Source organism: Micromonospora sp. NPDC049679 (assembly GCF_040659735.1).
Lineage (GTDB): Bacteria > Actinomycetota > Actinomycetes > Mycobacteriales > Micromonosporaceae > Micromonospora_I.
The window spans coordinates 301070-322717 of sequence record NZ_JBFANZ010000001.1 but is presented as its reverse complement, the minus strand read 5'-3'; the positions used below and the strand labels follow the sequence as shown (position 1 = coordinate 322717).

Annotated in this window: 23 protein-coding genes and 1 pseudogene; 15 read left to right on the top strand and 9 right to left on the bottom strand. The window is 69.9% G+C overall.

Translation table 11 applies throughout. The features are described from left to right. The first annotated feature begins 11 nt into the window (after positions 1-11). Both AB0J06_RS01515 and sigJ read left to right on the top strand, forming a co-directional pair. Positions 12-761, top strand: coding sequence for a M50 family metallopeptidase (locus AB0J06_RS01515; protein WP_357423364.1), 750 nt, complete (start codon positions 12-14; stop codon positions 759-761). Between the two features lie 16 nt (positions 762-777). Beyond that, a complete protein-coding gene (sigJ, locus tag AB0J06_RS01510; RefSeq protein ID WP_357423362.1) occupies positions 778-1719 on the top strand; it encodes an RNA polymerase sigma factor SigJ in 942 nt (313 codons plus the stop codon). On the opposite strand, the gene AB0J06_RS01505 is transcribed toward sigJ, so the two are convergent. After that, entirely contained in the window at positions 1673-2290 is a 618-nt protein-coding gene (locus tag AB0J06_RS01505; RefSeq protein ID WP_357423360.1) for a carboxymuconolactone decarboxylase family protein, read from the bottom strand. The two genes, sigJ and AB0J06_RS01505, sit on opposite strands and share 47 nt — an antisense overlap. A 59-nt stretch (positions 2291-2349) precedes the next feature. Continuing rightward, positions 2350-3942, bottom strand: a complete 1593-nt coding sequence (locus AB0J06_RS01500; RefSeq protein ID WP_357423358.1) for an acyl-CoA carboxylase subunit beta — start codon at positions 3940-3942, stop codon at positions 2350-2352. 86 nt (positions 3943-4028) lie between these two features. Between AB0J06_RS01500 and AB0J06_RS01495 the strand changes: the two genes are divergently transcribed. Further along, on the top strand, positions 4029-4895 hold the full coding sequence (locus AB0J06_RS01495) for a biotin--[acetyl-CoA-carboxylase] ligase (RefSeq protein ID WP_357423356.1): 867 nt from the start codon (positions 4029-4031) through the stop codon (positions 4893-4895). Between the two features lie 172 nt (positions 4896-5067). Continuing rightward, positions 5068-5637, top strand: a complete 570-nt coding sequence (locus AB0J06_RS01490) for a PH domain-containing protein (RefSeq protein WP_357423353.1) — start codon at positions 5068-5070, stop codon at positions 5635-5637. Positions 5638-5646: 9 nt separating this feature from the next. Here AB0J06_RS01490 and AB0J06_RS01485 read toward each other — a convergent pair whose 3' ends face one another. From AB0J06_RS01485 to AB0J06_RS01470, 4 genes are all read right to left on the bottom strand, one after another. Beyond that, on the bottom strand, positions 5647-6141 hold the full coding sequence (locus AB0J06_RS01485; protein ID WP_357423351.1) for a MaoC/PaaZ C-terminal domain-containing protein: 495 nt from the start codon (positions 6139-6141) through the stop codon (positions 5647-5649). 10 nt (positions 6142-6151) lie between these two features. Further along, a complete protein-coding gene (locus AB0J06_RS01480) occupies positions 6152-6841 on the bottom strand; it encodes a GtrA family protein (protein ID WP_357423349.1) in 690 nt (229 codons plus the stop codon). A gap of 70 nt (positions 6842-6911) precedes the next feature. Continuing rightward, the gene (locus AB0J06_RS01475) at positions 6912-7448 is read right to left on the bottom strand and encodes a GtrA family protein (RefSeq protein WP_357423347.1); all 537 of its coding nucleotides are present in this window, start codon (positions 7446-7448) and stop codon (positions 6912-6914) included. A 77-nt stretch (positions 7449-7525) separates the two neighbouring features. Beyond that, the gene (locus AB0J06_RS01470) at positions 7526-8152 is read right to left on the bottom strand and encodes a sigma-70 family RNA polymerase sigma factor (RefSeq protein WP_357423345.1); all 627 of its coding nucleotides are present in this window, start codon (positions 8150-8152) and stop codon (positions 7526-7528) included. A 386-nt stretch (positions 8153-8538) separates the two neighbouring features. Here AB0J06_RS01470 and AB0J06_RS01465 point away from each other — a divergent pair, with 386 nt between their 5' ends. The 4 genes and pseudogenes from AB0J06_RS01465 (at position 8539) to AB0J06_RS01450 (ending at position 12348) form a co-directional block, all read left to right on the top strand. Beyond that, complete coding sequence (locus AB0J06_RS01465) at positions 8539-10374, top strand: phosphoenolpyruvate carboxykinase (GTP) (protein WP_357423343.1); 1836 nt, start codon at positions 8539-8541, stop codon at positions 10372-10374. A gap of 83 nt (positions 10375-10457) precedes the next feature. Then, complete coding sequence (locus AB0J06_RS01460) at positions 10458-11351, top strand: hypothetical protein (RefSeq protein ID WP_357423341.1); 894 nt, start codon at positions 10458-10460, stop codon at positions 11349-11351. Between the two features lie 56 nt (positions 11352-11407). Further along, positions 11408-11542 (top strand): annotated as a pseudogene (locus tag AB0J06_RS01455) (geranylgeranyl reductase); the annotation flags it as partial. A gap of 35 nt (positions 11543-11577) precedes the next feature. Further along, positions 11578-12348 carry an isoprenyl transferase gene (locus AB0J06_RS01450; protein WP_357423340.1) on the top strand — a complete coding sequence of 257 codons (771 nt, stop codon included), beginning with the start codon at positions 11578-11580 and terminating at the stop codon, positions 12346-12348. 100 nt (positions 12349-12448) lie between these two features. On the opposite strand, the gene otsB is transcribed toward AB0J06_RS01450, so the two are convergent. The 3 genes from otsB to AB0J06_RS01435 form a co-directional block, all read right to left on the bottom strand. After that, positions 12449-13273, bottom strand: a complete 825-nt coding sequence (gene otsB / locus AB0J06_RS01445) for a trehalose-phosphatase (RefSeq protein ID WP_357423337.1) — start codon at positions 13271-13273, stop codon at positions 12449-12451. Positions 13274-13325: 52 nt separating this feature from the next. Further along, positions 13326-13694 carry a hypothetical protein gene (locus AB0J06_RS01440; protein WP_357423335.1) on the bottom strand — a complete coding sequence of 123 codons (369 nt, stop codon included), beginning with the start codon at positions 13692-13694 and terminating at the stop codon, positions 13326-13328. Positions 13695-13857: 163 nt separating this feature from the next. Then, positions 13858-14298, bottom strand: coding sequence for a helix-turn-helix transcriptional regulator (locus tag AB0J06_RS01435; protein WP_357423333.1), 441 nt, complete (start codon positions 14296-14298; stop codon positions 13858-13860). 264 nt (positions 14299-14562) lie between these two features. Between AB0J06_RS01435 and AB0J06_RS01430 the strand changes: the two genes are divergently transcribed. The 7 genes from AB0J06_RS01430 to AB0J06_RS01400 all read left to right on the top strand — a co-directional run bounded on the left by AB0J06_RS01430 (position 14563) and on the right by AB0J06_RS01400 (position 21642). Next, positions 14563-14907, top strand: a complete 345-nt coding sequence (locus AB0J06_RS01430) for a hypothetical protein (RefSeq protein WP_357423331.1) — start codon at positions 14563-14565, stop codon at positions 14905-14907. Positions 14908-14961: 54 nt separating this feature from the next. Continuing rightward, positions 14962-15288, top strand: coding sequence for a hypothetical protein (locus tag AB0J06_RS01425; protein ID WP_357423329.1), 327 nt, complete (start codon positions 14962-14964; stop codon positions 15286-15288). Between the two features lie 416 nt (positions 15289-15704). Then, the gene (locus tag AB0J06_RS01420) at positions 15705-17120 is read left to right on the top strand and encodes a PhoH family protein (RefSeq protein WP_357423327.1); all 1416 of its coding nucleotides are present in this window, start codon (positions 15705-15707) and stop codon (positions 17118-17120) included. 296 nt (positions 17121-17416) lie between these two features. Next, positions 17417-18097 (top strand): lytic transglycosylase domain-containing protein, encoded by a 681-nt coding sequence (locus tag AB0J06_RS01415; RefSeq protein ID WP_357423325.1) that lies wholly within the window; start codon positions 17417-17419, stop codon positions 18095-18097. 129 nt (positions 18098-18226) lie between these two features. Next, complete coding sequence (locus tag AB0J06_RS01410) at positions 18227-18886, top strand: rhomboid family intramembrane serine protease (protein ID WP_357423323.1); 660 nt, start codon at positions 18227-18229, stop codon at positions 18884-18886. Between the two features lie 123 nt (positions 18887-19009). Further along, positions 19010-19978 carry an NAD(P)/FAD-dependent oxidoreductase gene (locus tag AB0J06_RS01405; protein ID WP_357423321.1) on the top strand — a complete coding sequence of 323 codons (969 nt, stop codon included), beginning with the start codon at positions 19010-19012 and terminating at the stop codon, positions 19976-19978. A 71-nt stretch (positions 19979-20049) separates the two neighbouring features. Further along, positions 20050-21642 (top strand): hypothetical protein, encoded by a 1593-nt coding sequence (locus AB0J06_RS01400; RefSeq protein ID WP_357423319.1) that lies wholly within the window; start codon positions 20050-20052, stop codon positions 21640-21642. The last annotated feature ends 6 nt before the right edge of the window (positions 21643-21648 follow it).

Sequence of the window (21648 nt, the reverse complement as noted above, 5' to 3'; positions counted from 1 at the left end):
GCTCGTTCGCTGTGTCGATCAATGGGCTGACTGAACTGTGGGACCGGCTATTCGGGGCGCAGCCGGATCCGCCGCCGCTGCTGGTCCTGATCACCGCCGCCCTGGCCGTGCTGGTGGTCGCGACCCGGCTGCCATGGCGGATCGGCCGCAATGCGATCACGATCGCCCATGAGGGCGGCCACGCCCTGGTCGCCCTGCTCACCGGCCGGAAGCTGCGCGGCATCCGGCTGCACTCGGATACGTCGGGGCTCACCCTCTCGGCGGGTCGGCCCACCGGGCCCGGCATGATTCTCACCCTGCTCGCCGGCTATGTCGCGCCGTCGCTGATCGGGTTGGCCGGCGCCTGGCTGCTCGCCGGGAACCGGATCACGATGCTGCTCTGGATCGCCGTCGCCCTGCTGCTCGCCATGCTGGTGATGATCCGCAATGTCTTCGGCATCGTGTCCATTGTGGTCACCACGGCGGTGGTCTTCGTCGTCTCGTGGTACTCCCCGCCCGACGTGCAGGCCGCGTTCGCGTACACGGGGGTGTGGTTTCTCCTGATCGGAGGGGTGCGGCCGGTCGTTGAGCTGCAGACTCAGCGCAGCCGGGGGCAGCAGCCGGAGTCCGACGCGGACCAGTTGGCGCGGCTGACCGGCGTGCCCGGGCTTTTGTGGGTCGCGCTCTTCGGGTTGGTGAACATTGCCGCGCTGGGATCTGCGGTGGGGGCGCTCGCCGGCCCGATCCTGGCCGACTTCCCGCTACCCGGCGTCGGCGGGTAGGCGGGAGGATGCCGCGGTGGACGCGGTGACGGAGTTCGAGGGGGAGCGCGACCGGCTGCTCGCCGTGGCCTACCGGATGCTCGGCTCCCGCCCCGAGGCGGAGGACGCGGTACAGGAGGCGTGGCTGCGCTACCAGGCCGCCGATCGCGCGGCGATCGAGGAACTGCCGGCGTGGCTCACCACGGTGACGGCGCGGATCTGCCTGGACGTGCTGCGCTCGGCGCGGACGCGCCGGGAGGCGTACGTCGGGCCGTGGCTGCCGGAGCCGCTGGTGTCCCGGCTGCCGGGGCCGGGTGGGCTGGCGGGGTTCGCCGGGGATCCGGCCGACCGGGCGGCCCGCACGGACGAGGTGAGTTTCGCGCTGCTCGTGGTGATGGAGCGGCTCACGCCCGAGCAGCGGGTGGCATTCGTGCTGCACGACGTCTTCGCGGTGCCGTTCGAGGAGATCGCGCAGATCCTCGGCACGACCGGCGCGGCGGCGCGGCAGTTGGCCTCCCGTGCCCGCCGCGCGGTCACCGCCGAGGGCGCGCCGCAGCACCGGGCGGACCGCGCCGAGCAGCGGCGCGTCCTGGCGGCGTTCGTCGTCGCCGTCGAAGCCGGCGACCTGAACGGGCTGCTGGCCGTGCTCGCCCCCGACGCGGTCATGATTGGCGACGGCGGCGGAGTTGTCTCCGCCGCCCGCCACCCGGTCGTCGGCGCCGCCCGGGTCGCCCGGTTCGTCGCCGGGATCTTCCGGAAGGCGGTCAAGGAGGCGACGACCATTCTCGTGGAGCCGGTGCTGATCAACGGCGACCTGGGCCTGCTGACCGAGGCCACCCATCCGGACGGTCGGGCGATGCGCTTCACCATGGCGTTCGCCGTGGCCGACGGGCGGATCACGGGGATCTTCGACCAGCTCAACCCGGCCAAGCTCACCGCGGTGCCGACGCCCGCCCCGGAGCGGGCGCTGCCGCGCTGATCTGCACGTCCCACGGCACCGGGCAGGAGTCCCCGTTCGTGTAGCCCTGCGCGGTCAGCCCGAGCGCGTGGTTCGTGCGCGCCCGTAGGTTCTCCAGCGATATCGCGTACGTCAGCTCGATCAGCTCCGCATCACCGAGCCGCGACCGCAGCCCCGCCACCTGCTCGTCCGTGACGGTCATCGGCAGGTCGGTCATGGCGTCGGCGTACGCGAGGGCCAGCTTCTCCAGCTCCGTGAACGCGGGTGAGCTCGCGTAGTGGGCGAGTTCGCGGTGCCGTTCTACGGAGAGCCCGGCCCGCACCGCGAGCATGGTGCCGAAGTCGACGCACCATGAGCAGCCGATCCGGGTGGCGACCCGGTGCACGACCAGGTCGCGCAGCTCAGGCCTGAGCCGGGTCGCCGCCCGCTCGTACGCCGACTCGTGGATCGCGTACGTCCACATCAGCCCCGTATGGTGCGCCGCGGCGCGGAAGGGCTCCGGCACCTCGCCGAAACGCCGCCGCGCGAATCGGAACGCGATCCGGGTGAACCGGCCGACCTGCTTTTCACCGAGCAACGGAATACGTGTCATGTGAGGAGGACGGGCCGGCCCACCCGGATGTGACCGCGTGTGGCCCGGACCACAAGGGCCTACAGCGGGATGTTGCCGTGCTTCTTCGGCGGCAGTGTCTCCCGCTTCGTCCGCAGCATCCGCAGGCCCCGCACGATCTGTGCGCGCGTCTCCGACGGCGCGATCACCGAGTCGACGTAGCCGCGCTCCGCCGCCACGTAGGGGTTCGCCAGTGTGTCCTCGTACTCCTGGATCTTTTCCGCCCGCACGGCGGCCGGGTCGTCGGCGGACCCCAACTCGGAGCGGTAGAGGATGTTGACCGCGCCCTGCGCGCCCATCACCGCGATCTGCGCCGTCGGCCAGGCGAAGTTGAGGTCCGCGCCGAGGTGCTTGGAGCCCATGACGTCGTACGCGCCGCCGTAGGCCTTCCGGGTGATCACGGTGAGCTTCGGGACCGTCGCCTCGGCGTACGCGTAGATCAGTTTCGCGCCGCGCCGGATGATGCCGTCCCACTCCTGGCTCGCGCCGGGGAGGAACCCGGGCACGTCGACGAAGGTGAGCACCGGCAGGTTGAAGGCGTCGCAGGTGCGCACGAAGCGCGCCGCCTTCTCCGAGGCGGCGATGTCGAGGCAGCCGGCGAAGTGCATCGGCTGGTTGGCGACCACGCCGACCGGTCGTCCCTCGACCCGGCCGAAGCCGACCACGATGTTCTGCGCGTACAAGGGCTGAACCTCGAGGAACTCCCCGTCGTCGAGGACGTGCTCGATCACCCGGTGCATGTCGTACGGCTGGTTCGCCGAGTCGGGGATGAGCGTGTCCAGCTCCCGGTCTTCGTCGGTCACCTCGGTCGACACGTCGACGGGGAAGACCGGCGGCTCGTCGAGGTTGTTGCTCGGCAGGTGCGACAGGAGCGCCTTGACGTATTCGATCGCGTCTTCCTCGTCCGTGGCGAGGTAGTGCGCGTTGCCGCTCTTGGCGTTGTGGGTGCGCGCCCCGCCCAGCTCCTCGAAGCCGACGTCCTCACCGGTGACCGTCTTGATGACGTCCGGGCCGGTGATGAACATGTGCGAGGTCTGGTCGACCATCACGGTGAAGTCGGTGACCGCGGGGGAGTAGACGGCGCCGCCCGCGCAGGGCCCCATCACGAGCGAGATCTGCGGGATCACGCCGGAGGCGCGCACGTTACGGAAGAAGATCTCGCCGTACAGGCCGAGGCTGACCACACCCTCCTGGATGCGGGCGCCGCCGGAGTCGTTGATGCCGACGAGCGGGCAGCCGGTCTTCATGGCCAGGTCCATCAGCTTGACGATCTTCTCGCCGAAGACCTCTCCCAGGGAGCCGCCGAAGACGGTGAAGTCCTGCGCGAAGACGCAGACCTGCCGTCCGTCGACCGTGCCGTAGCCGGTGATGACGCCGTCGCCGTACGGGCGGGTCTTCTCCAGCCCGAAGTTGGTGGACCGGTGCCGGGCCAGCTCGTCGAGCTCGACGAACGAGCCCTCGTCGAGGAGCAGCTCGATCCGCTCGCGGGCGGTCTTCTTGCCGCGGGCGTGCTGCTTCTCCACCGCGCGCGCCGAACCGGCGTGCACGGCCTCGTCGACCCGACGCTCCAGGTCCGCCAGCTTGCCGGCGGTGGTGTGGATGTTGATCTCGGCCGCGTTCTGCTGTGCAGTCACGCCAGGATCGTAACGATGGTTCAGTCCGGTCGCGGATGGCGGTGGTGTGTGGAGTTTCCCTCAATCGCCGGCCGTAGGCTGGCCGGATGCCGGCGTCCCCGTACAGCGATCTGGACCGTCCGCCGCTCAATCCCCGCAACCTCGAGCGGGCTTTGATCACGGCGGATGGGCTCTGGACCCGCCTGGACCTGCGTCGCGAGACGGCGTCGACCAATGCGGACGCCGCCGCGGCGGCGCGGGCCGGCGAGCCGGAAGGACTGGTCGTGGTCGCGGAGCGGCAGACCGCCGGCCGTGGCCGGCTGGGCCGCGCCTGGTCGTCGCCGCCGCGCGCAGGGCTCGCGACCAGCGTGCTGCTCCGCCCGGGCGTGGCCGTCCCGGAGCGCGGCTGGCCGCCGGCACCCTTGACCGGGTACGGCTGGCTGCCGCTGCTCGCCGGCGTCGCGCTCGTCGAGGCGGTGGTCCGGCTGGCCGAGCTTCCCGCCGGGCTGAAGTGGCCGAACGACCTGCTGATCGGCGGGGCGAAGTGCGCGGGGATCCTGGCCGAGGCCGTGCCGGACGGGGAGGCGCCGGCCGTCGTGCTGGGCATCGGGCTCAACGTGACGCTCCGCGCCGACGAGTTGCCGGAGAATCCGACCGGCCTGCCGGCCACCTCGTTGCAGTTGTCCGGTGCCGCGGCCACGGACCGCGATCCGCTGCTGCGGGCGCTGCTGCGCGCCGTCGCCGACTGGTACGGGCGGTGGCGTGAGGCGGGCGGCGACGCGCAGGCGTGCGGTCTGCGGGAGGCGTACGTGCAGCACTGCGCCACGCTCGGCCGGGAGGTGCGGGTTCTCCTGCCGTCGGGGGAGGGGTTGACCGGGCTCGCCACGGCGGTGGACGCCGATGGTCGCCTCGTCGTCCACACGGCCGGTGTCGATCATCCGATCGCCGCCGGCGACATTCTCCACCTCCGCTGACGGCGACGCCCGCCGTCGCGCACACCCGGTCGGCACGGTAGGGCGGGAACGTGTGGGGCGACGCGGCGCGGGGTGACAGCGCCGATGGCGGCGAGCCGCTACGGTCAGCGCGGATCGATTCCGATCCACCGGCCGGACGCCACCGGCCGTACCGGTCCAAGAGGAGGCTGGCGTGGCATTCCCCGATGACGTGCTCACCGCAGACGAGCACGTCGTGTTACACCTGCACCCGCACTGGAAGACGATGATCCGACCGATCCTGGTCCTGGCCGTCGCCCTGGCCGCGGTCGTCGCCGGATTCATGCTGCTGCCCCAGGGCAACGCCGGGACGATCGGGCTCTACGTGATCGCCGCGATCGCGCTGCTCCTCGGGCTCTGGTTGACCCTCTGGCCGTTCCTGGTCTGGCGCACCACGCACTACGTCTTCACCAACGAGCGGGTCCTGCTGCAGCACGGGGTGCTCTCCCGCGACCGCCGCGACATTCCGCTGGGCCGGGTCAACGACCACTCCATGAGCCAGCACTTCGTCGAGCGGCTGCTCGGCTGCGGCACGCTGACGATCGAGTCGGCCGGCGAGCGGGGCCAGTCGGTGCTCACCGACATCCCCCACGTGGAGCGGGTGCAGACCACGCTCTACGAGCTGATCGAGGCCAACCAGGACAAGCACACCCTGGGTGACGAGGAGATGCGCGAGATCATGCACGAGGTCCGCGACGGCGCACCGCGCGCCGCGGGGGCGTAACAGCAGCGCCTAGGCCGGTGGCCCGACCTGCATCGCGAACCAGCCCCGGAACCTCGTCCGCATGACCTCCTGCTCCGGACGGTCCCGCGCGTCGAGCCGGGTCATCGTGCCGCCGAGGGTCACCGTGCCGAGCCCCGGCCGGGCGGTCGACGGCTTGCTGCCCAGCACGTCGAGCCGGGCGGCGAGCCGGTCTCCGCCCCGCACGGGCGCGAGCCAGCGCAACTCCTCCAGCCCGGGTGACGCGTCGGCGGCCGCACGGGCGAGCACGTGATCGACGTAGGCGCGCATGAACAGACTGACGGTGAAGTATCCACTGGCGATCAGGCCACCGTGATGGCTCTGCCGGGCCAGTTCCGCGTCCACGTGGTACCACTGCGGGTCGAAGCGTCGGGCGAACGCCACCATCTCGGCCTCGACGACCGTGGTGATCCCCAGATCGAACGAACGTCCGGGCGCCAGATCCTCAAAAAACAGCTCGGCGTCGGAGCCCGTGCCGGACCGCACCGTGGTGGCGTCAGCGGGCGGCGGGACGGCGGCGGTTGGCAATCTCGACCTCGAGCTCGACGTCGATCGGGTCCACGAGTTCGGCCTCGAGACCGTTGGTCAACTCATCGAAGTCGGGGCGGCCCTGCTTCGGCGAACGTCGCTGGGGGGTCGCGTCCGCCGACCGCGGCTGCTCCTCGTGCTCGGTCGTCGCCTCGGCCAGGTCGGCGACCGGGTCCAGTTCGGAGACGACCGCACCGTCCACGGTGGCGGTCGCGGCGTCGGCCGGCGCGGACCGGAACACGAACGTGCGGTAGGCCCAGAACCGGAAGACGGTGCCGACGACGAGGCCGAGGGTCTTCACGATGTTGAGGGCGAGCAGGCTGTCCATGCCCAGGCCGTACTTCGCGAGCCCCAGCATGCCGACCTCGATCAGCACGCCGGTCGCGTTGAACAGGAAGAAGAGGAAGTATTCGCGCCGCAGCGCGGACTTCGGTCGGTCCCGGTAGGTCCAGTGCCGGTTCATGAAGTACGACGTGATGGTGGCGACGACGGCCGCGATCACGGTCGCCTTCAGCTGACCGTCGGCGAAGATCGTCAACGCCAGGGCGTTGAACACCGCGTAGTTGATGACGGTGTTGATGCCGCCCACGACGCCGAACTTGAGCGCCTCGTGCAACAGCTTCTGCCAACGTTCGGGTAGCAGGCGGACAAGACGCATTCGGCCACCATACGATAGTCAGGCGATCGGCTCGTGCCGACCGGGTACGGATGGGGTGGAGGTCACGCCCTCAGTGACTCTTCGTGACCGGAGTCCGCGCATCCCGTGTAGTTGCGCCAACGAACACGAAGCGGCGGTAGGCCCAGAACCGGAACAGGGTCCCCAGGGCGACGCCGACGACGTTGGCGGCGATGTTGTCGGCGAGCGGCGTCTGGAACGAGCTCCAGGCGCTGCCGAGCCCGTAGTGGCTGATGGCCAGACATCCCAGGCCGATACCCAGCCCGATCGCGTTGAAGACAAAGTAGAGCAGGTATTCACGGCCGAGCCCGGAGCGCTCGCGGTGCCGCCAGGTCCAGAACCGGTTGCCGACGAAGGCCACCGACGCGGCGACGATCGTCGACAGCGTCTTGGCCGCCAGGACTTCCATGTCGAGCCCTGAGCGGAAGAGGTTGAACAGCGTGATGTCGACGATGAATGAAATACCGCCAACCGTGCCAAACTTGCCCAACTCTTGAAAGAGATGGCCGAAACGGTCTCGAAGGGCATGCAGCAGCCCTTGCTTCAGACCAGAGGACACGGGTGGCTCGCCGGTGGCGGTCGCAGGCACGACGTTGAGCGTACCGGCTCTATTGCACGAGCATTGTCCGCACGGACGACTGTTAAGAACCTGGGGTGCTCCGGGCGTCATCCATCCAGCTGGCCCCGCAGCAGCGGTCGTCGACAGCTGGCCGCCCGGTGCCATGCCGCGTCGCCGGCGCCCCGCGAACGTTCCTGCAGGTACATCTGCCGCAGGCCGGCGCGCGCCCGGAAGGCGAGCGCGGCCACGGCATTGGGGGTGAGCCCGAGCAGGGGCGCGACCCGGGCCAGCGGCTCACCCTCCACGGCGGTGTGCCAGAGCACCTGCTGCCAGCGCTCGGGCAGCTGCGCGAACGCGCGCGCCGCGTAGGAGCGCTCCACCTGGTCGAGCACGGTGTCGTCGAAGGGCACCCCGGACTCGTACCGGGTGAGGTCGTCGGTGAGTTCGAGCTGCCGCTCGTGGCGGATCCGGTCGTACCGGAGGTGGCGCAGCGTGGTGCACAGGTAGGCGCGGAAGGCCAGCTGCGGCCCGCGACCGGCCCGGAGCGTGGCGAGCACCTTCGCGAAGGTCTCCGCCACGAGATCCTCCGCGTCCGCGGTGCGACCGACCAGGGCGTACGCGAGGGCGCGGGCGGCGCCCGCGTGCCGCAGGTAGAGCGCCTCGTACGCGCCGGTGTCACCGGCACGCACGGCATCGAGAAGATCCGTGTCGCTCAGGTCGATCTCGGTGGGCACCGGCCGCCTCCAGAGGTGGCGAGGGGGAAAATTTATGGCGGTTGAACCGTAGAAGTACCTTTTGCGCTACCTTAGGGCACCTCGCGGGGGGACGGAAGAGGCGTGCCCAGTCGATTGATCAACGGCCGAAAGCGTGATCGGCAACGGCTCCCTGTGATCTCTCTGAAACATTTGCGCGAAAGTGCGCACTGAGCCGGCCAATAAATCGCCTTACTGCAGCTTGGCCGGACCTTGTGCAGTTCTTCACAACCACTCCCGGTGCCCTGAACGGTGGTTCCGTTTACGCTGAGCCAAACCCCCCGGATTTCGTACAGGCGTGGCGACATTCGCCCGCTGGCGCTGCGTATCCCACAAACCGGTCAACGTCGACCACAAGGAGATATGTCATGACTGCTCCGGCCACTGTCCGCGGGTCGGCGGACACTCCGACGTCCCACCCGAAGCTGCTCTCCTGGGTCAACGAGGTCGTCGAACTGACGACCCCGGACCGCGTCGTATGGGTCGACGGCTCCGAGGCTGAATGGCGCCGGCTCACTGACGAGCTGGTCGACGCTGGCACGCTCGTCCGTCTCGACCCCGAGCGCAAGCCCAACTCGTTCTGGGCGCGCACCGACCCGACCGACGTCGCGCGGGTCGAGGAGCGCACCTTCATCTGCTCGGTCGACGAGGCGGACGCCGGTCCCACCAACAACTGGATGGCGCCGGCCGAGATGAAGCGCACCATGACGGAGCTCTACCGGGGCTGCATGCGTGGGCGCACGATGTACGTCATCCCGTTCTGCATGGGCCCGATCGAGGCCGAGAACCCGATGTTCGGCGTCGAGATCACCGACAGCCCCTACGTGGTCGCCTCGATGCGCATCATGACCAGGATGGGCGCCACCGTCCTCGACGCGATGGGCGACGACGCCGAGTTCGTGCCCGCGCTGCACTCGATCGGCGCGCCGCTCGCCCCCGGCGAGCAGGACGCGGCCTGGCCGTGCAGCCAGACCAAGTACATCTCGCACTTCCCGGAGACCCGTGAGATCTGGTCCTACGGCTCCGGCTACGGCGGCAACTCGCTGCTCGGCAAGAAGTGCTACTCCCTGCGTATCGCGAGCGCCATGGCGCGCGACGAGGGCTGGCTCGCCGAGCACATGCTGATCATGAAGCTGACCTCCCCCGAGGGGGCGGTGCGCTACGTCGCCGGGGCGTTCCCGTCGGCCTGCGGCAAGACGAACCTCGCGATGCTGGAGCCGACCATTCCGGGCTGGAAGGTCGAGACGATCGGCGACGACATCGCGTGGATGCGTTTCGGCGAGGACGGCCGCCTCTACGCGGTCAACCCGGAGTACGGCCTCTTCGGCGTCGCCCCCGGCACCGACTGGAAGACCAACCCCAACGCCATGCGCACCCTCGACCGCGGCAACTCGGTCTTCACCAACGTGGCGCTCACCGACGAGCGGGACATCTGGTGGGAGGGGATGGGTGAGCCGCCGGCGCACCTGACCGACTGGCACGGCAACGACTGGACGCCCGACAGCGACCGGCCGTCGTCCCACCCGAACAGCCGCTTCTGCACCCCCATCACCCAGTGCCCGATCCTCGCCGACGAGTACAACGACCCGAAGGGCGTGCCGATCGACGCGATCCTCTTCGGCGGCCGCCGCAAGACCACCATCCCGCTGGTGACCGAGGCGCGCGACTGGGTGCACGGGGTCTACTTCGGCGCCACCCTCTCCTCGGAGACGACCGCGGCCGCCGCCGGCCAGGTCGGTGTGGTGCGCCGCGACCCGATGGCGATGCTGCCGTTCATCGGTTACAACGCCGGCGACTACTTCCGGCACTGGATCGAGATGGGCAAGGGGGCCGACGGCGACGCCGCCAAGCTCCCGAAGATCTTCTACGTCAACTGGTTCCGCCGCGACGAAGACGGCGGCTTCCTCTGGCCGGGCTTCGGCGAGAACTCGCGGGTGCTCAAGTGGATCGTCGAGCGGCTCGACGGGCGCGGCGCGGCCGTGGAGACGCCGATCGGCCTCGTGCCCACCGCCGACGCGCTCGACGTGTCCGGCCTGGACATCACCCGCGAGCAGCTCGAAGCTGTGCTGCGGGTCGACGTCGAGGAGTGGAAGGCCGAGATCCCGCAGGTCACCGAGTGGTTCGAGAAGTTCGGTGACAAGCTGCCGGGCGTGCTCTGGGCGGAGCTCGACGCGCTGAAGGCGCGACTCGACGCCGCCAGCTGACCCAACGCCACGGGCGGTCCCGCACTGCGGGGCCGCCCGTGGCGCAGGCGTGTCGCCCCCCGTCACCGGGGTACATTCGCGGCGTGCCCGCGCCCGCCGCGACCCCCGCAACGGCCGGCCGGCCGCCGGCCGTCCGCGCACTGACCGGGTTGCTCGTGGCGACGGCCGTCGCGACCGCCGCCGCCGACCTCCTCAACTGGGGGTACGCGCGCGAGCAGGGTTTCGGGCTCGCGGTCCGCTCCGGGTGGGCCCTGCTGCGGTGCCTCGGATTCCTGATCCTCATCTGGCATGTCCGGCGCGGCCGGGCCGGCGCCAGACCGTTCGGTCTGATCCTCTCGGTGACCACCGTCTTCGCCGTCGCGCGGTTGATCGTGCCGCGCACCGGTGCGCCGACCTGGCCGGGCGTGGTCGGCTTCGCGCTGGTCGCCGCCTTGTGCACCACGGTCGTCTGGCTGCTCTACCGGTCGCCACAGGTCCAGGCGTTCCTGGTCCGGAACCCCGCGCGCCTCGTCGTCGACCGGCGGGGGATCAGCTGGCGGCAGGTCGCGCCCCGCCGACCGCCCCTTGCGGCCTGGTTGCTCACGTCGCGGGTGGCCGCGTTCACCTACAGCCCGCTGATGCTGGTGCCCTGTCTCGTCGCCGTCGGCACGATCATCGACGGCCGACTCGCCGCCGTACCGGCGGTGGTGCTCTGGTTCGCGGCCGGGATCGCGGCGAGCTACGCCGTACTCCTCGCGACCTTCTTCGCGCTGCGCGGCCGCCGGTGGGCGCGCGGGCTGCTCGTCGTCGTGACCCTCCTGGTGCTCCTCATCGACCTGCCGCTCTGCTGGCTCCTGCTCGGCGTCGACGGACTGGTCCGCGACGGTGGCCCGCTGGTCGCCGCCGCCTGCGTCGCCCTCTACGCGCTGTGGCGCGCCGACCGCGCCGACCCCGTCGTGCCGGCCTCCCACCCGACGGCTGTCCCGTCCGGGAGGTGAGCCGGATGGAGCGGTTCGACGTGGTGGTCGTCGGGGCGGGAGCCGCGGGCTCGGCGGCCGCCGCGCGTGACCAGCGGATCTTCGAGTCGGTGGTCGAACTCGGGCTCGGCGACGGCCGCCTCGACGGACGGACAATCGCCATGATCGCCAGCGGACTCGTGGTGCATCCCGCAATGCGCGGTAGCCGCTAGGGATCACCGTCGGTGGAGTCGCTAGTCTGCTGGGGATGACTCTGCGGGACCTGCTGTATTCGGTATATGAGCGGCGGCTGACGGCAAGGCTGGCCGGCAAGCCGGTGCCGCGTCATGTCGGCGTCATGTGCGACGGCAACCGCCGGTGGGCCAGGGAAATGGGGTACGTGGACCCCAACGACGGCCATCGCGTCGGCGCCGCCAAGATCAAGCATGTCCTGAACTGGTGCGACCAGGCCGGCATCGGCCACGTCACGCTCTACCTGCTCGCCACGGACAATCTCCGGCGACCGGCGAGCGAGCTCGACCCGCTCCTGCAGATCATCGAGGACCTCGTCACCGAGCTCGCCGAAGAGGGCAACCCGTGGCGGCTGCGGATCGTCGGCGCGCTCGACCTGCTCCCCGGGCAGACCGCGGCCGCGCTGAAGGCGGCCGAGGAGCGTACCCAGGAGCGTGCCGGCGGCGCCCAGGTCAACATCGCGGTCGGCTACGGCGGGCGGCGGGAGATCGCCGACGCCGTGCGCTCGCTGCTGCACGAGCACGCGGCCGCCGGCGGCACGCTCGAGGAGTTGGCGGAGGTGCTCGACGTCGATCACATCGCGGAGCACCTCTACACGCGTGGCCAGCCGGATCCGGATCTGGTCATCCGGACGAGCGGTGAGCAGCGGCTCTCCGGTTTCCTGCTGTGGCAGTCCGCGCACTCCGAGTTCTACTTCTGTGACGTCAACTGGCCGGACTTCCGGCACGTCGACTTCCTCCGCGCGCTACGGTCCTACGCCGACCGGCAACGCCGCTACGGCGCCTGACGGCGGCGGGATCAACGGCGGGTTCCCGCCTCCGCGCCGATCGCCCTATTCGCATTCTGCATTGATCAAGGAACTGCGACCAACGGCGGAGCGGGATGCACTAGGTCAGGGTGTGCACGGCGGAGGTCAGGAAATCGCCCAGGGCTTCGGGGGACTCGACCGTGAGGTCGGCGGCGGAGGCGACCTCGTGACCGGTCTCCAGATTGGTGACCGCCACGCACACGCCGAAGAACTCCGGATCGGCCTGCTCCCGCGCCCGGAGTGCCGTGAACGCCTTGATGTCCGAGACGTCGTCGCCGAAATACCATGCGCAGCCGGCCGACTCGACGGCCTCGCCGATCACCAGGCCCTTGTCACGGTCGACCGGCGGCTTCAGCTCGATGACCATGCGCCCGATCTGGACGCGCAGCCCGAGCCGCTCCGCCTGGGCCAGCCCCCACGCCTCGACCACACCGGACATCTCAGGCGCGGTCCGGTAGTGCAGGGCGACCGACAGCCGCTTGTATTCGACCAGGGTGCCGGCGGGCAGCTCGGCGCGGGCCCGTTCGGCGAGTTCCGCCATGGCCGGCACCCAGGGCAGGGCCGCCGGCTCGGTGACGGTCGGCCCGGCGTCGTGGCTGTGTTCCAGTCCGTAGAGGCCGTAGAGGTCGACGTGGGGCACTGACGAGAACTGTTCGCGGAGAAACTCGACCGGTCTGGCCGACACGATCGCGATCCGCTGGACGACCCCGGCAAGGGCGTCGATCGCGGCGAGGACCTTGGGTGCTGGCCGCACCGCGGTCGGGTCATCCAGCACCGGCGCGAGGGTGCCGTCGAAGTCGAAGAACAGGAGACAGCGTCCTACCCGGTCTCTGGTCGCCCGCCACGCCTGGTCGGCAGTGAGGGGACGGGTCAGGCTCGGGTTGCCTGGATCGAACGGCCGCACGGGCGTCAGCGTACTCGCTTGTCACCTCGCGTTCCGAAGGATCGGCGGCGTGTCAGTCGTCGCCTCCGGTCATTGCCCGGCGGCCGTGCATCCGCGGCGCCATCTGGACCACCGCGGCGTCCTGGCCGTGGCTGAGCAGGTAGCCCTCGACGAACCCAGCGTTGCGGTCCCCGGTGTGGGTGTCGAGCTCGTTGAGCCGGGCGACGAGGAACTCGGTCAGGGCGGTGACCCGAACATCGAGCCGATCGTGGAGATCGGCGATGACGGCCACCAGAGTGCCGACCGCCGCACAGGCGATGGCGAACATGTTGACCACGGCCGGCACGGGGCCGGCGTGGAGCACGGCAACCAGAACGTTGGCGGTTCCGCAGAGCGTCACCGCGACGGACGACACCACAATTGCTGTCCACTTCAGGGCCATGGACGAGACCCCTCCTTCTGTCCCGCAGGGCTGTGTTCGGCCTTGTCCCGTCCCCCCGCCGTCGACGAGCCCAAGCAGTACGGAGAGGGACGCTAGCGTGACTGAGCGGTGAAACGCCCGGGAACCGGGTGTCTCCGCCGGGGTTCTTTCGCCATCTGCGCAACTACCCGGCGCGCTTGGGGCCTTTGCGGGGTTCGGCGGGAAGTGGTGGCCGGTAGGCCAGGTACCGGATTGTCTCTCGAATGTGGAACTTCTCCGCCTCTGAGACGTTCGGGTCGACAAGTCGGCGTAGTAGCGCCTCTACGTCGGGGTCCATCGGGGGCGCGGCCGGCACGGGCCGGGCGGGCGCGGCCCGATCCCAGCCGAGGACGCCGAAGGCCACGATCGGATTGATCCCGAGGCCCTCGCAGAACGCGACGACGCGTTCGGCTTCGGGGTCGCTGGCCCATTCACCGCGTACCCAGCGGTTGATCGTCTGGCGGGAGACGCCGGTGCGACGGGAGACCTCGGAGCCGGTCCAGGCCCGCGTTTCCCGTGCGTCTTTGAGCGCTTTGCGTACGAAGGCGGCAAAAGCGATCTTGCGCCCCGCAGAGCTGTCCGGCATCGGGTGACGGTACGGCGGGTTCTCGCGATCGCCCGCGTCATGATCGAATTTGTACTGCGCACGTGACAGTTGCTCGCGAGCGTCGGATAGCCGTGTCTTGCTTGAAATGAGGGGTGTCACACGGACAGACTAGTTGGACTTAGGGCCTGCGCTAATCATCCGAAAAGCTGATGCTGTCACGCATATGTGACGCTCTAGGCTCTGTCACGTGCTTGAGACGATCTGTGGTCAGAATCGTCACTCCTGCGGGACAGGGGTGACGCGGTGACGGAGCTTGCGACCCGTGCCCAGGCATTCGGGTTGATCGCCGAAGGGGTGGCCGCCGGACTGAGCGCCCCGTGGCGGATGTATCTCGCCCGTGGCTGCCGGTACCTCTCGCTCAACGTGGGTGACCGGACGGAGTGGAACTCGTGGCGGGCACACCTGGGCTGTCCGGAGCTCAGTGTGCGGGTGTACGACGCGGGCGGGGAGATCCGGCGCGCCTCGATCGCCGAGGTCGTCCTCGACGGCTGCCGGATCAGTGTCGAGCTGGTCGAGGAGGTGAGCACCGAGGATGTGGATCGGCTGCTCACCGACGATCCGACCTCCTTCGAGTCGGAGGAGACATGAGCGGCGCGTCGCGCGACCGGCGGGGCACGTCCCGGACCGGAGCGAGGTGATGGCGTGAGCCCTTTCTTCGCGGTGTTTCTGGTGTTGCTGCTGGGCTCGTCCAGCTATGCGGCCGGCCGGCTGCATGGACAGCTCAGTTATCGGATCGGGTACCGCTTCGGGTACCGACAAGGTTATTTCGACGGCGACCGGGGGGCCTGGAACCGCCGGCGTCGAGAGGCGCAGGCGGCTATCGCCTCGGTGTTGGCGGTGCCATCACCCACGACACCCAACAACGCCCACACCGCCGTACGTCGAGGAACGACGTACACGGGCGCCTCTTTCGCGGGGGCTGCGACCAACGGCGGACGGCACTCCACCGAAGCGCTCGCCGGCCGGTAGTCACAGCCGGCGGCGTGGTGGAGTGAGCGGCCACCCGCGATTGCGGTGCGTTGTCCGCGGCGGACACGCACCGTGTGGGATCACCGTCAGACCGGTGATGGTGATCCCCTCGGCCGGGATGCGCGCAGGGGGCACGCATCCCGGCCGGTCCCTCCCGGCCGGCCGGGGATCCACTGGGTCCCCGGCCGGCCTCTCGTTGTCGCCGGGGTGAACTGTTCGCACCGCAACGCGTTCGTACTAGCCCGAATCGGTGTCCGGCCGCTAGCGTCTACGCATGGCACGGGGTCATCCCGCGCCAGCCGGCCGGCCCGGACCTGCGACGTTGACGCCACGGGGCCCGCATCCGACCCCGTGCACCGGGCTCCGGACGTGGCGGAACGCGGGCGGTCCGGGTGCACGTCCGCCGGAGCAGGCCTGTGACGACTCGCCGTACCAATTCTCGGGCCAATCAGGACCCGACCGCCCCTTCCTCGACCGGTCGTGCCAGAAATGGACGCCGGGCTTCGTCCGCCTCCGGCGACGACGGCCGGGAGCCCGCACCACCGGCGCGGGCCTACGTCCTGGACACCTCTGTCCTGCTCTCCGATCCGGGAGCGTTCCACCGCTTCGCCGAGCACGAAGTGGTCGTGCCGCTCGTGGTCATCTCGGAGCTGGAGGGAAAGCGGCACCACCCCGAACTGGGCTGGTTCGCCCGGCAGGCCCTGCGCATGCTCGACGATCTGCGTATCAAGCACGGCCGACTCGACCAGCCGGTGCCGACCAATGAACTCGGCGGCACGCTGCGGGTGGAGCTCAACCACTCCGACGACGGGGTGCTGCCGCCCGGGTTCCGCAACGAATCCAACGACACCCGCATCCTCTCCGTCGCGTTGAACCTCGCCGCGGAAGGGCGTGACGTCACGCTCGTCAGTAAGGACATGCCGTTGCGGGTCAAGGCCGCCTCGGTCGGCCTCACCGCCGACGAGTACCGGCACGGGCAGGCCAGCGACCCGACCTGGACGGGCATGGCCGAGTTGGAACTCGGCGAGGAGCAGATGACCCAGCTGTACGGCGGCGGGGCGCTGGACCTGGACGAGGCCGCCGGTTTGCCGTGCCACACGGGCCTCGTGCTGCACTCGCCGCGCGGGTCGGGGCTCGGGCGGGTGCTGCCGGACAAGACGGTCCGGCTGGTGCGCGGTGACCGGGAGGCGTTCGGACTGCGCGGACGTTCGGCGGAGCAGCGGGTCGCGCTCGATCTGCTGCTGGACGAGTCGATCGGGATCGTGTCGCTGGGCGGCCGCGCCGGCACCGGCAAGTCCGCGTTGGCGCTCTGCGCGGGCCTGGAGGCCGTCATGGAGCGCCGCCGACACAAGAAGGTCATCGTCTTCCGCCCGCTCTACGCCGTCGGCGGGCAGGAACTGGGCTACCTGCCGGGTTCCGAGGCCGAGAAGATGTCGCCGTGGGCGCAGGCGGTCTTCGACACGCTCGGCGCGGTGGTGCACGAGAACGTCATGGACGAGGTCACCTCGCGGGGGATGCTCGAAGTGCTCCCGCTGACCCACATCCGGGGGCGTAGCCTGCACGACGCCTTCGTGATCGTCGACGAGGCCCAGTCGCTGGAGCGCAACGTGCTGCTCACCGTGCTCTCCCGGATCGGGCAGGGTTCGCGGGTCGTGCTCACTCACGATGTGGCGCAGCGCGACAACCTGCGGGTGGGGCGGCATGACGGTGTGACCGCGGTGATCGAGGCGCTCAAGGGGCATGCCCTGTTCGCGCACATGACGTTGACGAGGTCGGAGCGGTCACCGATCGCGGAGGTCGTCACGGATCTGCTGGAGGACATTCCTCGTTAGAGACCGTTGGCACGCCGCTTAGTCCGGATTCGTCCGGATAAGCGGCGTGTCTAACGTCACAATGGACCGGTACCGTTTTCCATCAGCCACACTGTGCGCGATGGTGTCTTGCGAGCGCCCACGCGTCAACGACATCGATTCTGATCGTTGTTGACGTCGATCCCCCCGGGGATCGGGCGCTCACGGCGTGACCAACAATGCCGGGCCGCCCTGTCATGGGGTCGGCCCGGAGGCGTGGGTCCGAGGTGGACCCGATGGTCGCGCCGTGTCCTTGCCCCCGACGAAGGGACCACCTCGTGAGTCGGCTGTTGAGCCGGTTCGGTATCCGGGCGCTTGCCGTCACCCTGCTCCTCGTGGGCGTCGTGGGCGGCTACTACCTCGGAGACGACCGGAAGATCCAGCAGCAAGCGATCCACGCTCAGTTGGCCTCCGAGGCCGACGAGGCCGAGCTCCAGCTGGTCAAGGAGCATCATCGCGCGCAGATGGTGGCCGGTGCCGAGCGCCGCGCAGCCGAATACGAGGCGGTCCGCAAGGCCGCCGAGGTGGCGAAGGCCGAGGCGCAGCGCGCCAAGAAGGCAGAGCAGGCCGCCAGCCGCAAGAAGCGCGCCGCCGCCGAGAGCGCCAGCACGGCGACCAAGCCCTACACCGGGCCTATCCCGGCCTCCTGCAAGGAATACAGCGGCAACCGCGCGATCGGTTGCGCCGTCCTGCTCGACAGTGGCTTCGGCTTGGACCAGATGCCCTGCCTGGACAAGCTGTGGAACAAGGAGAGCGGCTGGAACCACAAGGCCCGCAACTCCTCGTCCGGCGCCTTCGGCATCCCGCAGGCACTGCCCGGCGGCAAGATGGCCTCCGCCGGCGACGACTGGCAGACCAGCCCCGCGACGCAGGTCAAGTGGGGGCTGGGCTACATCAAGGACCGGTACGGCTCGCCCTGCAAGGCGTGGTCACACTCGCAGAGCGTCGGCTGGTACTAGGCGCCTGACCGAACCGCGTGAAAGAGGGGCACGAACCGACGGTTCGTGTCCCTCTTTTCGGCCCGCAGAACGTGGTGGCCGTCCTCGGGCGGGTGGCGGTGACCCGACAGACCTGATAGCTACTTGAGGATGGATTTCGACGCGGCGTCGCGAGGTGGCGATCCGAACCGGTTCGGCACCGACGCCTTCTACGCCGCGCTCGGCCGGGCCTTCGTGGCGATGTGCGCGGTCATCCCGGTGCTCTTCGCGATCGAAGCGCTGGATGTCTGGCTGGCGGCGAATTTCGACGTGACGGTCGGCATCATCCCGTGGGACATCCAGGGGCTCGACGGCGTCTTCTTCGGGCACTTCCTCCACGACGGCTTCGACCACCTCTACGGCAACAGCATGCCGCTGATCCTGCTCGGCACGTTCGTGCTCGCCGCCGGGGCGCGCCGTTTCCTCTTCTCCACGCTGGTCATCATGTTCATCAGCGGGCTCGGCGTCTGGTTCACCGGCTTGCCGAACACGGTCGTCGTCGGCGCCAGCGGCGTGGTCTTCGGCTACCTCGGGCTGCTGCTGATGCGGGGCATCGTGGAGCGCAACTGGTGGAACTTCGCGGTCGTGCTGCTGGTCGGCCTCCTCAACGGGTGGCAGTTGATCGGCATCCTCCCCACCGACGCGCGCATCTCCTGGCAGGGGCATCTCTTCGGTTTCCTCGGCGGCATCGTCGCGGCGATCCTGTTCCGCCGCCGTCGGCCGCGTCACGACGACCCGTACGCGCCGGAATCCACGCTCTCGCTGCCGTAGCCCGCACGTTGGACCGACCGGGTGAGCGGTCGCAACCGGGAAGCGTCTTGTCCGCCGGCTGGCGACCACCTAGCGTCTGCACCAACGAACGCTGATCCATGAGCGAGAGGCGACGGTGAGCAGATGCGTGAGGTCGATGTCGCGATAGTCGGGGCCGGCCCGGCCGGCCTGTTCGCGGCCTACTACGCCGGTTTCCGTGGTATGTCGATCGCCGTCATCGACGCGCTGCCCGAGGCGGGGGGCCAGGTCACCGCCATGTACCCCGAGAAGGTCATTTACGACGTCGCCGGTTTTCCGTCGATCAAGGGGCGGGACCTGGTGGCCAATCTCGTGGCGCAGGCCGCGCCCTTCTCGCCGGAATACCTGCTCGGCACGCGGGCCGAGAAATTGTCGTACGTGGACGGCAGGCCGCTGCTCGGTCTCGCCACCGGCGAGGAGCTGCACTGCGGGTCGATCATCATCACCGGCGGGCTGGGCAGCTTCACCCCCCGTCCGCTGCCGGCCGCCGACGCCTTCGTCGGCGAGGGGATCGTCTTCTTCGTGCCCCGCCTGGCCGACCTCGCCGATCAGGACGTGCTCATCGTCGGTGGCGGCGACTCCGCCTTCGACTGGGCGCTGGCCCTGGAGCCGCTCGCCCGGTCGGTCACCCTCGTGCACCGTCGGGAGAAGTTCCGCGCCCACGCCTCGACCGTGGCGCGGGTGCGCGACCTGCCCGTGCGCATCATGGTCAACGCCGAGGTGACCACCATCCACGGCGACGGCCGGGTCGCCGGCGCCGACATCACCGTCAAGGGCGGCGGCACGGAGACGGTCCGCGCCGACAGCGTGGTCGCCGCGCTCGGGTTCACCGCCGACCTCGGCCCCCTTGCGGAGTGGGGCCTGGAGCTGGACAAGCGACACATCATGGTCGACAGCACGATGGCCACCAACCGACCGCGGATCTTCGCGGCCGGCGACATCACCGAATATCCGGGCAAGGTCCGACTGATCGCGACCGGCTTCGGCGAGGCGGCCACCGCGGTCAACAACGCGGCGATCGTGATCGACCCGGCCGCCCACCTCTTCCCCGGTCACTCCTCCGACGCCGGCTGACGCTCGTCTCCGTACCGGAAACATCGCCTACCCGTGTCTCGGTCGTTATCGGTGGCTGCGACCGTCACCAGATGATCCATTGCAGAGGTGAGCGGCCGGCCCCCGGCGGCGCCGGCGCGCCCCTGGCATGGCTCGGGCATCCGGTAACCGTGATCGCGCTCGTCGTACTGGTGGTCAATGACCACGTGCTCAAAACCGCTTTTCCTGGATGGGCGACCGGCAAGCTCAGCGACGTGGCCGGCATGGTGCTCGCGCCGCCGCTGGTGGCGGTGGTGGCGACGCTACTCGTGCCGCGGCTGCCGTCGCGGATCGCCGTCGCGGCAGGGCTGGCCTCGGTCGGAGCCGCGTTCACGGCGGTAAAAGCCACCGGGTACGGCGCGGGCGTCGCCTCGGCCGCCTGGAGCGTGGTGAACGGGCCCTCGGTCGTGCTGGCCGATCCGACCGACCTCCTCGCGCTGCCCGCCCTCGCGGTGGCGTGGTGGACCTGGTCGCAAGCCCGGCTCCGTCCGGCTCCCACGCGGGTGGTCCGGGTGCTGCGGGTCGCCGTGGTGCTGCCGGTCGCCCTGCTCGGCGTCGCGGCAACCTCCGCGCCCAGCTATCCGGACGCTCGTGGCGCCGCCGTCCTCGACGGCAAGCTCGCCGTGGGGGAGGTCAATGCCTACCACGATCCGGCAGGGCGAGACATCGGGTGGTCGATCAGCGACGACGCCGGTGCGACCTGGCGCCCGTTGACTCCGGGCGAGGCCGGGGTGCTGGACGCCGACCGCCAGCCCGTGCGCTCGGCCTGTTCCAGAGCGCAGCCGGCCCGGTGCTACCGCATCATCCCGGGGCGGATCCGGGTCGAGGAGAGCCGCGACGGCGGTGCGAGCTGGCGGCTGAGCTGGGAGGTCACGGATGACCAGCGGTTCATTCTCTCCCGGTCGTACCCGGACCTAGCTGATCCCGACAAATACCTGGTATCCCACGAGCTGGCCGTGCTCGACGCCACTGCCGGCCACCTCGTCGTGGTCGCGAATGGCCGCGACGGCTACGCGGTCCGCCGTGCGGACGGCCGGTGGGACAGGGTCGGGTTCGGCGTCAAAAACCGGTTCGCCGGCGAGGAGATGCCGTTGCCGCCGTTGGACGGAGGTGACACGTCGTTCCGGGCGCTGGATTTGCTCGTGGGGATCGTCCTGGCGATCGTCCTCGCAGCGCTGGTGGTGATCGTGGCGGGCGATCTGATCGGCCGGCGCAACGGCCTGAACCGGTGGTTCGCGTTCCCCTTCTACCCCTTGCTGGCGACCGCGGCCGGTCTGGCCGCCCTCGTCGGCGTCGCGCCGATGGATTTGTTCACCCCGTTCCTGCTGCTGCTGACCGCGCTCTTCGTGATCGGGCTCGCGGTGGCCATGCCGATCATGATCGTGTCGGCGAGCCCACCGCCACGCTGGTACGGCGAGGTTCTGCTCGCCGCCGTTCTGACGCTCGTCCTGACCCTGGTGGCGTTGGTCGGCTGGGCGAACGGCACCCCGGTCCGTCCCGCGACCGCCGCGTTGGCCGCGTTGGCGGGCACCGTTCCGGGCCTGTTCATGGCAATATCGGCGGCCCGGTTGGGGAAGCCGCGCCAGCGCGTGATGCTCGGCGATCCGCCGTGGCCGAGGCCGATCCACATACCGCCGTTGTCGTGATGCCGG

What these genes read in the sequence shown, in the direction of transcription:
- AB0J06_RS01410 (WP_357423323.1), top strand. Translation starts at nt 18,227, where the DNA reads ATGGATTTCGACGCGGCGTCGCGAGGTGGCGATCCGAACCGGTTCGGC.
- AB0J06_RS01505 (WP_357423360.1), bottom strand. Translation starts at nt 2,290, where the DNA reads ATGACACGTATTCCGTTGCTCGGTGAAAAGCAGGTCGGCCGGTTCACC.
- AB0J06_RS01495 (WP_357423356.1), top strand. Translation starts at nt 4,029, where the DNA reads ATGCCGGCGTCCCCGTACAGCGATCTGGACCGTCCGCCGCTCAATCCC.
- AB0J06_RS01480 (WP_357423349.1), bottom strand. Translation starts at nt 6,841, where the DNA reads ATGCGTCTTGTCCGCCTGCTACCCGAACGTTGGCAGAAGCTGTTGCAC.
- AB0J06_RS01405 (WP_357423321.1), top strand. Translation starts at nt 19,010, where the DNA reads ATGCGTGAGGTCGATGTCGCGATAGTCGGGGCCGGCCCGGCCGGCCTG.
- AB0J06_RS01435 (WP_357423333.1), bottom strand. Translation starts at nt 14,298, where the DNA reads ATGCCGGACAGCTCTGCGGGGCGCAAGATCGCTTTTGCCGCCTTCGTA.
- AB0J06_RS01440 (WP_357423335.1), bottom strand. Translation starts at nt 13,694, where the DNA reads ATGGCCCTGAAGTGGACAGCAATTGTGGTGTCGTCCGTCGCGGTGACG.
- AB0J06_RS01400 (WP_357423319.1), top strand. Translation starts at nt 20,050, where the DNA reads ATGATCCATTGCAGAGGTGAGCGGCCGGCCCCCGGCGGCGCCGGCGCG.
- AB0J06_RS01450 (WP_357423340.1), top strand. Translation starts at nt 11,578, where the DNA reads ATGACTCTGCGGGACCTGCTGTATTCGGTATATGAGCGGCGGCTGACG.
- AB0J06_RS01465 (WP_357423343.1), top strand. Translation starts at nt 8,539, where the DNA reads ATGACTGCTCCGGCCACTGTCCGCGGGTCGGCGGACACTCCGACGTCC.